This is a genomic window from Vibrio sp. S234-5, from assembly GCF_000960595.1.
GTDB lineage: Bacteria > Pseudomonadota > Gammaproteobacteria > Enterobacterales > Vibrionaceae > Vibrio.
On record NZ_JZAM01000126.1, the window covers coordinates 16,002 to 29,557 of the forward strand.

General features: G+C 48.4%; 6 protein-coding genes. All 6 read left to right on the forward strand.

What is annotated here, in order from left to right:
• The first annotated feature begins 8 nt into the window (after positions 1-8).
• The 6 genes from trbB to traI all read left to right on the forward strand — a co-directional run bounded on the left by trbB (position 9) and on the right by traI (position 13,547).
• On the forward strand, positions 9-422 hold the full coding sequence (gene trbB, locus UF06_RS04640) for a type-F conjugative transfer system pilin assembly thiol-disulfide isomerase TrbB (protein ID WP_045569399.1): 414 nt from the start codon (positions 9-11) through the stop codon (positions 420-422).
• Entirely contained in the window at positions 419-1,825 is a 1,407-nt protein-coding gene (locus UF06_RS04645; RefSeq protein WP_045569400.1) for a conjugal transfer protein TraH, read from the forward strand. Before trbB ends, UF06_RS04645 begins: the two co-directional genes overlap by 4 nt.
• A 3-nt stretch (positions 1,826-1,828) precedes the next feature.
• On the forward strand, positions 1,829-4,636 hold the full coding sequence (traG, locus tag UF06_RS04650) for a conjugal transfer mating-pair stabilization protein TraG (protein WP_045569401.1): 2,808 nt from the start codon (positions 1,829-1,831) through the stop codon (positions 4,634-4,636).
• Between the two features lie 82 nt (positions 4,637-4,718).
• Positions 4,719-5,252, forward strand: a complete 534-nt coding sequence (locus UF06_RS04655; RefSeq protein WP_045569402.1) for a hypothetical protein — start codon at positions 4,719-4,721, stop codon at positions 5,250-5,252.
• A 301-nt stretch (positions 5,253-5,553) separates the two neighbouring features.
• Positions 5,554-7,653: a type IV conjugative transfer system coupling protein TraD gene (gene traD, locus UF06_RS04660; RefSeq protein ID WP_045569403.1), complete on the forward strand. Its 2,100-nt coding sequence runs from the start codon at positions 5,554-5,556 to the stop codon at positions 7,651-7,653.
• 119 nt (positions 7,654-7,772) lie between these two features.
• Positions 7,773-13,547 carry a conjugative transfer relaxase/helicase TraI gene (gene traI, locus UF06_RS04665; protein ID WP_045569404.1) on the forward strand — a complete coding sequence of 1,925 codons (5,775 nt, stop codon included), beginning with the start codon at positions 7,773-7,775 and terminating at the stop codon, positions 13,545-13,547.
• Positions 13,548-13,556 lie beyond the last annotated feature (9 nt).

A 13,556-nucleotide genomic window follows, 5' to 3' on the forward strand; every position in this document is an offset into this window, starting at 1 on the left:
GAGGCGTCATGCCATATCTAAGTATCCTTTTGCTGAGTTTTTCGCTATTCGCTGGCAGCGCGCACGCCGCCATGCAAAACCAATACGCCTTAGTCTTCTTTTTTCAAAGCACTTGCTCGTACTGCCATCAGGCATCGCCTAAAGTCACTCGCCTTAGCGAGCGCTTCCAACTGCCCGTCTATGCTTTTTCTGTTGATGCTACAGGCATCCCAGGTTTTGAAGTTCCCATTCCGGTCACCCCTGAAATTGGCCGCACCTTTTTCCCTGAAAATGCGAAAGCGATCATGCCGGCCCTCTTCTTGATGAACGTAAACAGCCGCAAGTTTTCCCGCTTGAGCATCGGCGATGTGCCAGAAAGCACGTTAGCTCAGAGCATTCAAAACGCGCTCAATGATCCACGAGTGCAGGAGGCATTGCAATGAGGCGCTATTTTACTCACCACTTATCCACCATTTCGGTGCATAAGAACATAATTCCCTTATTGCTCATCGCTTTACCCGCAATGAGTCACGCCGACGCCAACAACGCCCTAGCACGCTTTTTTGATAGCTCAGGCTATAACGCCAACGTATCCAACCCTAGCGCTTACCAAGGCCAATCTGCCAACTATTACACCGGAGGCAGCTTGTTTGTACGCACCCCCATCGTGGACGCGCAATTGGTCAGTGTCACCGTGCCCTCTATCAGTGCGGGTTGCTCGGGAATTGACATGTTTATGGGGGGGTTCTCTCATGTCAATTCGGACCAACTGGTGAAACTGGGTAAAGCCATTATCCACAACGCCCCCCCTTTTCTTGTCAACTTGGCCTTGCAGACTTGGGCACCGCAGCTCAAACAAAACCTCGATAATCTGCAAGCCATTGCTGACAAATACCTAAACCAATCCGTGAATTCTTGTGAAGCCGCACAAGCCGCCATCGGTGGATTGGCGGCCTTTGCGGCACCCGCCACCAAAAAGCATGTTTGTGCCACGCTCGGCACACAAAACAATGCCTTCTCAGACTGGGTACAAGCTCAGCATGAATGTGGGGCGGGAGGTAAAGCCGCCGGTCAACTGGCCAACGCAAAAAACGACTCAGCCCTGAAAGACATCACCAAAACCAATCATAATGTGGTGTGGTCGGCAATTATTAATAATGCGTTTTTGTCGGCAGATGTACACCTCGCGCAATTTATGATGAGCCTATCAGGGACCTACGTTTACGATGCCAACGGCGACCCTCGCTACTACCCTAGCTTGTTGACCAATAATAACAACTTGGTCAACGTGCTCTTAGAAGGAGGTAAAGCCGACATTTACCAGTGCAGAAACACCGGAGCGAAAGAGTGTATTACCATCACCAAGGCCAACAACTTATCCATCAGTCAGGCCAACGGTATTCAAAGCCAGATACGCAAACAACTGGAATCGATACTACGCCACATCGCGACTGACCAAAAACTCACGGATAAACAAAAGAGCTTTCTAGAGCTGACCCAGACACCGGTACTCAAATTTTTTATGGATGATCTGTCAGCCAATCAAACACCCGAGATCGGCAGTTACTCACGCATGATAGCGGTAGAGCTTCTTAATCAATACCTCACCAATATGTTGAGTATCGCCAGCCAATCACTGGCCAGTACCAATAACAGTGTCGAGGATATCGCCCTCATCACGCGCGATATCGATAACGCCAAACGATTTACGACAGGACTTGCCGACAAAGCCATTGAGGCGCTTAACCAGCGCAACCAGCTTATCGAGTCACAACGAAAAACGGCGCAGCAAAGTCAAAAGGACATCGGCACAACCACCAAACCAACACCGGCTTATGGGAACTAACCTATGATACTTGAGTATTACACCTACACCTCTGGCGAGGTGGTCAACAAAGCCTTTAACGCGTTGGCCACCTTTTTTAAAACTAATACCTTTGGCGATTACTTACAGATGTGCATGATGCTGGGCCTTATCACCAGTTTGTTTATCTTCATGCTCTCTCGTAACCCCAAAGACATTATCAAATGGATGGTGGTTTTCTTTGCGGTGCCATTGTTTCTTATCAACATGAAAGCAGACATGCTCATCATTGACAAAACCCAACCAGGAAAAGCCTACAAAGTCGATAACGTTCCCTACCTCGTCGCCGTGCCGACTTACTTTTTCTCTTCTATCATGGTGGGGATGACCGAAGGGGTGGAAGCCATCTTCACGACCTCAGATGATGAGCGTTATGGGCGAACAGGCATGCTGTTTGCCTCTGAGCTCTATCAGCTCTCAAGGCAATCTAGCGTGCGCGAAATAGGACTCAAAAAGCTGTGGAGTGATTATTTTCAAAATTGCATGATTGGCGATGTGAGAATTAACCACAAGTACACTTGGGATGAACTCTTTGCCGCCACGAATATTTTTACCTTTCTCGATGGCATCAAACAAAGCCCACTGCGCGCGCTCTACCTTGATGAGGGCGGCGGAAAAATCAGCTATAAACTGTGTGAAGAAGCTTACCCCATTGTAAAACAGCGCTTTGATGCGGCTTCGAATGAAAATGTCACCTTGTTAGCGCATCATTTACTCGGCAAAGAAGCCAATCGCTACAAACCGCAAATCGTGCAATCGATCCAACGCAGCTACAACAAATTCTTTTCCATCAGCACCAGCGCTTCCAACACCATTAAGCAAAACATGCTGATGAATGAACTTCGCTACAACCTAGATAGCCTTGACCCCACCCAAGCCGCGCTCAATTACGCCTACACAACCAACAAACTGCAAACCACTTCGATGTGGGCTTCTCTCGGTTTAATGGCAAGGGAGTATTTACCCATGCTCCATACCATGTTGTTTATGCTCTTTGCTTGCTTGGCCTTTTTTGTCGCCGGTGCGGCGGTCATTCCAGGTTTAACCCTGATGGTACTGAAAAACTACCTTGGCACGTTTGCCTTTTTGGCTACGTGGCCAGTGCTCTTTGCTATCATCAATGGCATCCAGTTATGGGGACTGGAATCATTATCCACCGATGTCTCTGGTACATTTGGTGGCCTCGTCCTCTCCAATGCCAATGCGGCCGATGAGCTTCACAGCCGCTTTGCCTGGATGACCGGAATCTTGATGATAGGCGTGCCGGCAATCGCAGGGGGCATCCTCAAAGGGGGACAATCGGTCGTATCGAGCATGAACTACCAACTATCGAGTATGATTAATTCCACCAATGCCAGAGCGAGCGCGGCTGCATCGACCGGTAATCTGGACTTTGGCAGTATGCAAATTGATAACCACAGCATGAACAACACCCATGCCAACAAGTTTGATACCAACACACTCACCAACCAAGGACACAGTTACACCCAAAACCAGGATGGCTCGGTGACGACCCAACATGGCGATGGACGCACCACCTACGACAGTACGCAAACAACCAGTCGCGGTAACGTCAGTGCCAACACCTCCTCGATGCTGCAAGAGAGTGTCGCCAATGCGCGCAGCAATACCCAGCAAAATCTGGAACAGACTAGCACCCAACTAGGGCAGACCATCCAAGCTGGCGCGGCATTGAATGACCGCTGGCATGACAGCGTGGGTAAAAACTTAAGCTATGGCGAAGGCAGCAGCACTGGCTTTAATACCCAAGTCAGTCAGGGCATGAGCAACATGCAAAGCGCCATTGACAACGTCAGCAAGCAAACGGGATGGAGCAAAGAGAAATCTCAAGCGTACTTGCAAAGCGCTTATGCCGGTGTGGAAGTGGGTGCGGGAGGCAGGCTTGGTCCCCTGAGCGCCAGCGCCAGCGCTGGGGTGAAGTGGTCAGACGAAGAGCGCACCGCCTACAGCAACATGACCAGCGAGCAAAGGCAGCAGCTTGAACAAGCCACCAAACAATACACTGAAGGAGCCAACGCCGTCACCAGTGCCGGCACCCAAGTGGACAACAAAGACACGCGCACGTCAGTTGAGCAGTTTGCGCATGACTTTGCGATTAACGCCAGCAACACCAAGTCTCTAGGAGCCAGCGTGATGCAAAGCCAAGCGGATTTGAACGCCCTATCCAACACTCAAACCCGTTTGGAATCGGGCGGGGCCAGCTTTACAACCAATGCAATCCAAGGCTTCCAGAACTACTTGGAGCAAGATGTAGGGCTAAAAGCAAAAGAAGTCCAACGTCTCATGACCGCTTACCAACCGGAAGACATTGCGGAAGCGAAAGAGCGCTGGCAGAAATTCACGCGCACTGAGCAATTTTCCACCATGGCGGGACTCGATGGCGACAGCGCACGCATTGTGGCCAAGATGAACCAAGACCATCAAGCCACCACACCGACAACGCCGCCTTCGCTCACCCCAGAGCAAAGCAAAACCATGGAGAAAGAATGGGAGAAAACACAAGGTGCCGTAGACGCCACCCGCACCGCCGTGATGCACAACAAAGCAACCGGTGGACTGTTTAACCAAGAACGCTTCGATGGGGTTACGGAGGATGTTCAGCAGCAACAAAATCAGACGCAGCAGTCGATCACCAAACCAGAGCCCGTGATTGAGATGACCATCAAACCAGAGGTAGAGGCTGAGGTGATAAGACCCGAAAGGACGGAATACGTCACCGCCGATCAAACCTACCCTGCGGTGCCAAGATACACCCCAAAACCCAAAAAATAATACTGATCAAGGTGCATAAAAAGGACTTTATGCACCGTCTAAATACTGGTATTATGATCAGGTATCTAAAAGGAGCGTTATTATGAAAAAAGTCCTACCTTTACTGCTGCTTACCTGCGCAAGTGCACAAGCGCAAACGCATTCTCCTGAGCTCACTCAACTGCTGAGCGAGATACACGAGCAATACAATAGCCCAACTCTCATGAGCATTGATAAAAAAGACATGGCAGACCTCACCAAGCTGCCTTACTTTTTGCAGCACATTGATGAAACGGACACCGTCGAATCAATACGCCTCAATGCCTATCTACAAGGTTTGCAATCTGCGTACTTTGGCAGTGCAAATCGTCAACAAGACTTAGGCGGCAATCACTGGTTCTGTATGCGTGATACCATGGCGCTCGATCCCAAACGCCACCCTGAGTTTATTAAAAAGATGATTTGGACGGTATTAGAGAAAACCGCCAAGAATGACCCTCAAAAGTTTAGACGAGCGAACTATGCTGGTTCATTTGGTGTATCTATCGACTACATCATCGAATACGGATTACAAACCGAATACCCTTGCTACGACCCTATTCCAAAGGACTTACAACTTCCTAGCTGGAAATACTAATCTCAGCACATAGACCGCCATAGATAGAGCGTTTTCATTCAGGCAAATGCCATTCGAGAGTGCGTGTGCCGGCAAAAGACAACATCCTCTATCTCGATGAATGCCAGCCCCTACTCAACACTCATAGCCAACCCAATAAAACGCCTCCTTGTCATTTCCAACGACAAAGAGGCGTTTTCTATTTCTATCCCAAAAACCCCTCAAAGAGGGGTTTAACGCAAATGCTCAAACAAACGGGACGCTTTTGTTTCCCTGATTGAGCCTTTACAACGTTTCAACCTTTTATTTAGTGGAGACTGCCATGTCTAGACCTTCACGCTCCAAAGGCAATCATTTTACCCGTGGTGGACAAATCACCTTCCACTCGATTCGAATGTTCTTTCAAGTCAACAATACCTTGGTCTACGCCTCTATTTGGGCGGTCATTGCCTTAACCGGATTTCTCACGTGGCTGCGCGCCCCCGATAATGCCTTTTGGTCTGTATTCTACTACTGGCGCAACCAGCTTTATGCCAACCTTGGCCACGATTTAAGCAGTGAAGTGACGACCTTCTGGAATGGAAAGCGTTACGTCGGCACCCTTGCCTCACAGCTCGAAAACACACAGCTCATTACCCTTTACGACAATGTCATACGCCAAGCACAAATCAATTTCTTAATTGCCCTCGCCATTGCGTTAGCTATCTTGATGGGCGCGATGAGCTTTTTCAAACGACAAGGCGAAAAGCAAAGTGAAGATCTTCACGTGCGTGGGTTTCAACTTGCAGAGCCGAAAAGGCTCACTCAGGATTTAAAGCAGCGTGCCAAAACGCTGAAAAAACAAGGTGTAGGCAACGGAAAGATTTCTGATTTTAAAGTCGATGGCCTTGCCTTGTTTAAACATGAGTTTGAAGTACAGCACATACTCATCGATGGTACGACCGGAGCAGGTAAATCCGTCATGCTGCGCAAACTACTGCGCTGGATACGCAAACGAGGCGACAAAGCCATTGTTTATGATAAGGGCTGCACCTTCACCAGTAAGTTTTTTGACCCTAGCCAAGATATCTTGCTCAACCCATTTGATGAGCGCTGCGCTAATTGGGATGTGTGGTGCGATGCCATCGATGCCCCTGACTTTGAAAACATTGCCAACGCCCTTATTCCGCAGCACGGTGAAGGCGATCCGTTCTGGGTGGATTCCGCTCGTACCATTTTCTCCAGTACCGCGTATCGCATGAGCCAAGACAATAAGCCTTGCTCGACCGCAAGACTGCTCAGTCTGATCCTCACCTCAGAGCTCGAAACCCTCGGTAACTTTTTACAAGGCACAGAATCGGCTTCCCTTGTCTCTAAAGACATCAAAAAAACCGCCATCTCGATTAAATCCGTTCTGGCCACCTACATTAAGAGCCTACGCTTTTTGGACGGACTGGATGAAAAAGACGATCAAGGCAAGCTCAAACGCCAGCCGTTTTCCATCACCGATTGGGTACTCGATGATAAGCAACGAGGTTTTTTGTTCTTATCCAGTAATGCCCAGCAACACGCTTCCTTGAGACCATTGATTTCAACTTGGCTCGCGATTGCGTCTAACGCCATCTTAGGACTTGATCCGGATGATGACCGACGGATCTGGGTGATTATGGATGAAATGCCCAGTCTGCATAAACTGCCAGAACTCGATAGCATCATTGCTGAGGTACGCAAGTTTGGTGGCTGTTATGTGATTGGTCTCCAGTCGTATGCGCAGCTGGTGAAAACCTACGGCAAGAACACCGCCGATGTGATTTTTGATTTGCTCAACTCTCGCTTTTACTTCCGCGCGCCTTCGGCGCAGATGGCGCAAATCTCCTCTAAAGATTTGGGCGAGCAAGAAGTCGATGTATCAAGAGAAAACATCTCTTACGGTGCGAATACGTTACGTGATGGGGTATCGATTGGCCACCAAACGATCACCCGTCCTGTCGTATCGAGCAGTGAAATCCAAGCCATGGACGATTTGCAATGCTACCTTCGCGTACCAGGAAGCAGTTTTATCACTCAACTGGATTTGCACTTCGATAAGATGCGAGATGTCAGCGCCGCCTTTATCAAACGCGATTACACCCCATCACCGGCGATGACCAAAGCGTATGAAGAAGCGATTTATTGCGAGTGTGTCGCGCCTGGCATTTTCCTCAATGACGAAGACCGCAATGCACTCACAGAAATCCAAGCCAAGCAGTTTGAAACGCCCGAAGAGATGAAGCTGGAAACAGACCAAATCAGAAAGGCACAGCGAAGTGATACGGTCAAGGAACTGGCCAGCGAGGATGCTGAAAAACTCAAATCCGATGGTGACTATCAAGATCGAGCTCAACGAGAGCTGGAAGAAGCCGCTATCTCCCAAGATAGCGAAATCACTGACGCCTATGATTGAATACAAAAAGCCTTGCGACCGCAAGGCTTTTTAATTCCACCTCACTTCCCCCTTTTAACCACGATACACCGCTCAGCGTTGCTGCCAGCGGCAATTTGCGTTGCATAAGGAAAATCTCAATGCTTTCTATCAGCCCATTAAAATCTGCCTCTGGCGCGGCCAAATACTACCTAAGCGAAGAAAACCCCAAAGATCTGCCAGATGTCTCTTTAGAGAAAGATGCCGGTGACAACTACTACCTCAAAGAAAAAGACCAGGGAGAAAACACCTTCTGGCACGGCAAGCTTGCTATCGAAGCGGGACTGGCTGGCAAAGCCGTGGACCAAACCACATTAGAGTCCGTGCTATCAGGCAAACTTGGTGATGAAACCATCAAGGGGAAGCGAGACGATCATAAATCAGGGTTTGATCTCACCTTTTCCGCACCTAAATCCATCAGCATTCTTGCGCTTACTGGCGGAGATACCCGCCTTATTGAAGCCCACAACAACGCGGTTAAATTCGCTCTCACAGAGCTTGAGAAAGACGTGGCGCAAATCACCACCATCAACAAAGAGGGAGAGCGTGAGTTCCATAACACGGACTCCATGATATTTGCAGTCGTGCGCCATAAAACCAGTCGTGAAAATGATATGCAAATCCACTCACACGCTCTGGCGGCCAATATGACACGTGATCAAGAAGGGCAACTTCGCACGCTGGCGTCTAGCATCAAACAAAAAGGGGGCGTCATTAACGGCACTGGCGAGCGCATCTACAACTTCCAAAAATACTACGGGATTTTATATCAGAGCCACCTCGCGAAAGACGCACAAGAATTAGGCTATGCAACGCGAGGCGTCGGGAACGGCCAGTTCGAAGTCAGTGGTGTCCCTCAATCCATTATTGACGCTTCCTCAACTCGCAAACAACAAATTGACCAGCGCACGCTCGATTTGGGATTTGAGTCTCGCGCCGCTCGCGATGTGGCCAACCTTGATACACGCAAAGGCAAAACCTACCAAAGCAATGACAGCCTCAATAAACAGTGGCAAAACACCGTCAGAGAACAAGGGTATGAGCCCTCTCAACTCGTTGGTCTCGCGCAGAAAGCGAAGGAGCAACAAACGATACCCTCGCTCGATGAAACGAAAGCCGCCATCAGCAGAGCCATCGACCACTTAGGTCAATACAGCACCGCTTTACATCTAGAAAAAATCATCGAACTCACCGCCTCAGAATTCACCAAAGGGGCCGTGCAATTAAACGCGCTTGATATCAAAAAAGCCGCCGATGAGATGATAAAAACAGGAGAGTTGATAGGACTCAGCCAAAAAGGGCAATACACCACCAAAGGCTTAATTGACAACGAGAAGGCGCTTATCGACAGCACTCAAGGACGAGCGCACCATATGCGCACTCACGTTGAACCCAAGATGCTCAATAAACTGGCTATCCCTGAAAGTCAGCAGCGTCTTCTTACCGAATTATACCACTCCACCAAACAGTTCCATGTGGTGAATGTGCATGGCTCATCGCAAGGTATCGCGCAGCAGCTGCTTAACGTGGGTAATCACAGTGGTAAACGGGTTCAGTTTGTCTCACAAAGCGCCAAAACCAAAGCCGAAGGGATGGAGAACGTACAGCGCAAAAGCCAAACCCTTGGGGCATGGATAGCCAATGCTTTTTCCCCAGAGCAGCGACACACCACCCATAGCTTACTGCAAAGCGATGTCCCGCTCACCAATAAAGACGTCTTGCTCATCGATGACGCCAACAAGATGAGCGCCAATGAACTGTTAGCGCTGACCGATAAAGCCAAGCAATCGAACAGCAAAGTGGTGATGTTAAACCGTGTTTCTAGCCGTCAAGGTTTTAAAGCCAATAACGCTATCTCGCTGTATCAAAAAGGCAATGTGGAGAGCCATACTTGGGTGAGTAGTAAACCCATCGAAACAGACGTAAAACTGCATGAGAGTGATACCGATAGGATAGCGCGCGTTTACGCTGACCTCCCCGATAAAGCCAACACTCAAGTGATAGCAACATCCAGCGTCGAGCAACGGCGATTAACCGAAGCCATTCGGGATAGACTCAAAAACACCGGCACGCTTTCTCGCCATGAAACCACTCTGTTCACTCAAGTCCCCCACTACCTCTCTAAAGCGCAGCAACCGCTCGTTCAACACTACAAGCCAGGCATGACGCTCACTCATTGGGACAAAGGCAAACCTCAAAGCTTTGTTATTGCCAGTATCGATAAAGAGAGCAATACCATGACAACACTCAGCAAACACGACGGACAGTCACACACGTTCGACCCATCCACTCGGGCTTTTAAAGCCATGAAGATGCAAATCAGTAAACCGCAAAGTTTGAACATAGCCAAAGGCGAACGGCTTAGCACGTTAGGAAAACACTCCCCCTCCGGTTTGGATGCCAATCAAAGTTACCTTGTCACCGATATCAATAAGACCGGCGTCACACTCGAAAGCCAAGGCAAAACGCAATACCTCAGCTTTGAGCACTTAAAAGACGCACCTTTGCAATATGATTACGTTCGAGGTGCCAGCCATATCGAGAAAAAGGCGCATACCTTACTCTCAGCCAAAGCGTTTACCCTTTCTAAGCCACTCATCAATGACCTGACCGAAAAAACGCAGCGTCTTGATATCTTCACCGATAAACCCGATAAAGCCCAAAGCGCACTGGAAAAAGAGCAAGTTTCCCCGTCAGCGATTGAGCGCGTATTGCAGACACAAAACGTCAACGACCGTTACCTAAACGACACCACCCAAGCTTTGTTAAAACAAGATGTCAGTCAGGCGTTATCGGCACTGGCGAAAGCGCAAAACGCGCCCCTCATCGAGAAAGCGGTCAGCTTTGCCCTTAACCACCTTTCAGAGCGAGAGGCGGCGTTTAGCCAAAAAGCGTTAGTGGTCGAGGCGGTTCGTTACGCCTTTGAAGAAGCCGGCAGCTCGATAACCAAAGATCAAATTGAAACCGAGCTGGCCAAACGCAGCGACACACTCTCAGCGGAATACAGCGACGGGACACGCTGGACGACACAAGCAGCGCTGGAGACGGAAAAGCGCATCTTGCAAAACATCATCGATGGCAAAGACCGACATCAGCCTTTTGCTACCCCTAAGCAGGTGCAAACCTTTCTCGATACCAAACCTCGCTTAACCCAAGGACAAAAAGACGCCATCACGCTGACCTCGACCACCCCAGACAGCTTTGTGGCGATTCAAGGTTTAGCCGGTACGGGTAAATCCACCATGCTCGAATCGAACATTGAGCTTATCCAACTAGTCAAAGAAGCCAGCCAGTTGCCCGAGCAAAACGTGATTGGGCTTGCACCCACTCACGCCGCCGTGTCTGAGCTTGAAAGCAAAGGGGTAAAAGCACAAACGTTGGAAAGTTTGCTGACCGATATCAGGCAAGGCAATCGAGACGCCAGCGACTATCAACATACCCTATTCTTTCTTGATGAAAGCTCGATGGTCAGCAACAAGCAAGCTAAGGAGTTTACCGAACTGGTGAATGCCAGTCAGTCCAAAGCGGTACTTTTAGGTGATAAAGAGCAGCTATTGTCCCTTAGCGCCGGTAAACCGTTTGAACTGGCCATAAGCAAAGGTGATATCGATACCGCGTACATGACCGACATCATTCGTCAGCAAAACGACACCTTGCTGAATGCGGCACAAAACACCATTGATAAGCAACCGCAAAGCGCCCTGGATAAGCTCAAACAGCAAGACCCTGACAACCAAGGTAACGGCCACCATGTCATATCCACGTTGGATGAGCACCATAAAGACCAACGCAAAGCGCAGCTAGAAGCCACTGAAAAGCTGCCTTTTGTCGTGGCCAAAGATTATCTAGAGCGCACCCCAGAGACGCGAGAGAATACGCTTATCATCGCTTACACCAACAAGGAGCGTGACACCATCACCGAATACATCCGCGTCGGATTAATGAAAACCCAAGAGATTGGCAAAGAAAACATCATCACAACCAGGCTGCGTTCTGTCGGGGCGACAGGGGAAGAGCTGTCCACCATGATGCCCTACCAAAAAGGCTTAGTACTGAGTACCAAACCTGGGGAATACGCCACCATAACCCACGTGGATTCAGAGCATGGTGTGGTAACACTCGAAGACGCGAAAGGTAAAACCAATTCCTTCTTACCCCGCAATCGAGACCATACCTTCACCACACTGTTTAACGTGTCAGAAAAGCCGCTTTCAACAGGCGATAAGATCGTGACGCGCTTTACCGATAAAAGCCGCGACATTAAAGCCAACGTGGAATACCGCATCACGCAAGCAAGCTCAGACGGCATCATTGCGCAATCGAAAACAGGAGAGACGCTAACCATCAACCCCAGTGAGCTCAAAGACGGGCATTGGGACTATGCGTATAGTCGAACCGCCGACATGGCGCAAGGGGCCACCTATCCCCATGTCATTACCGCCATTCAGAGCAAAGGGGCACTGACCAACCTAAGACGCGCCGGTATCGATGTCACCCGTGCCAGTCAGCACATCCGACTCTATACTGATAACACCACGCAACTGGTCAGAAGTTGGTTATCCAAAGAAAGCCATAAAGCCAGCGCAATAGAAACCATTAACCAAATCCCACCCAAAGACACCACTTACTTTAACCGCAACGCACTTCCTCACGAAGACGTCCGGTTCCAAAATAAAAGCGGTGACTTTGGCTACCATAAATTTAGGGAGCACATCAATACACAGCTACCAAAATACACCGAAAGTCTTGCCATTCAGTTATTAGGCAAGCCAAATCAATCCAAATCAGACCGTGATTACTTAACTTTTGGCAGTGGAAAATCCGCCATTAAAGTTTCCTTAACAGGCGAGTACCGTGGCTATTTTAAAGACTACACAACGGGCGAAAAGGGCTCACTCATCAACCTAATGATGAGCCATAAAGACATCAGCTATAAAGAGGCGATGAATGAAGCGCATCAAATGATTAATGAGCCAGAAAAATACCAACTGGAGGAAAACAGCAAACACGAAAAATTACTGAGCACCACACCAAAGCATATTGCTCGGTTTGAAGAAAGAGCCAAGGAGTACATAAATCAAAGCCAGCCGATCAATGGCACACTGGCTCAAACGTACTTAAACAATCTGGGTATCAACAACATTGAAAACGACAATGTAAAATTTCACCCTGCGGTGTACTCGTCCGAAGATAAAACTTTCCACCCTGCCATGTTAACTAATATCCACAACAAACAAGGTGAAACCAAAGCGATTGAAGTCACCTATTTAGACTCACAAGGAAATAGAGACAACACACTAGACATTAATCCACGAACGCTAGGCACCAAATCCAAACAGTTAACAAGCTTCCACCAAGGAGAGAATTTAAAAACGACCATCATCAGCACCTCGATTGAAAATTCATTTTTAATTCGAGAGCAAACTCAAGGACAGATTGACATTATTAATGTCAATCACAAGAACGACATTCAAAACATCAATATCGATGAACTGAGACAGAACATCATTATTGTATTAAACCAAGGTAATCACGATTTAAATCCAAACAACATTGAGAAAATCATCGAGAACTTCAATGGACGAGACATTCAGTTCATGTCAGATGATAATCTCAAAGAAGACATTAAGGCGTGCATCGAAAAACTAGAGAGGGATAACAGTGTACACGAAATTGAATTAAGCGAAACACACTCACCTCATCAAGAAAGCGAATTAGACACATCGAATTTTGATGAGAAAAAAGAAATCGACAGTCAATCACTTGAACACTTTGAGCCCAAAGAATATTCACCTCAGCAAGAGATGGACTTTGCACACCAAGAGAAAGAAAGTGATTGGGAGGACAGAGAAATCGACAGAGAGTTAGAACGGTAATAAAAGGGT

Coding starts and splice junctions, on each gene's coding strand:
- trbB (WP_045569399.1), top strand. CDS start 9: ATGCCATATCTAAGTATCCTTTTGCTGAGTTTTTCGCTATTCGCTGGC.
- UF06_RS04645 (WP_045569400.1), top strand. CDS start 419: ATGAGGCGCTATTTTACTCACCACTTATCCACCATTTCGGTGCATAAG.
- traG (WP_045569401.1), top strand. CDS start 1,829: ATGATACTTGAGTATTACACCTACACCTCTGGCGAGGTGGTCAACAAA.
- UF06_RS04655 (WP_045569402.1), top strand. CDS start 4,719: ATGAAAAAAGTCCTACCTTTACTGCTGCTTACCTGCGCAAGTGCACAA.
- traD (WP_045569403.1), top strand. CDS start 5,554: ATGTCTAGACCTTCACGCTCCAAAGGCAATCATTTTACCCGTGGTGGA.
- traI (WP_045569404.1), top strand. CDS start 7,773: ATGCTTTCTATCAGCCCATTAAAATCTGCCTCTGGCGCGGCCAAATAC.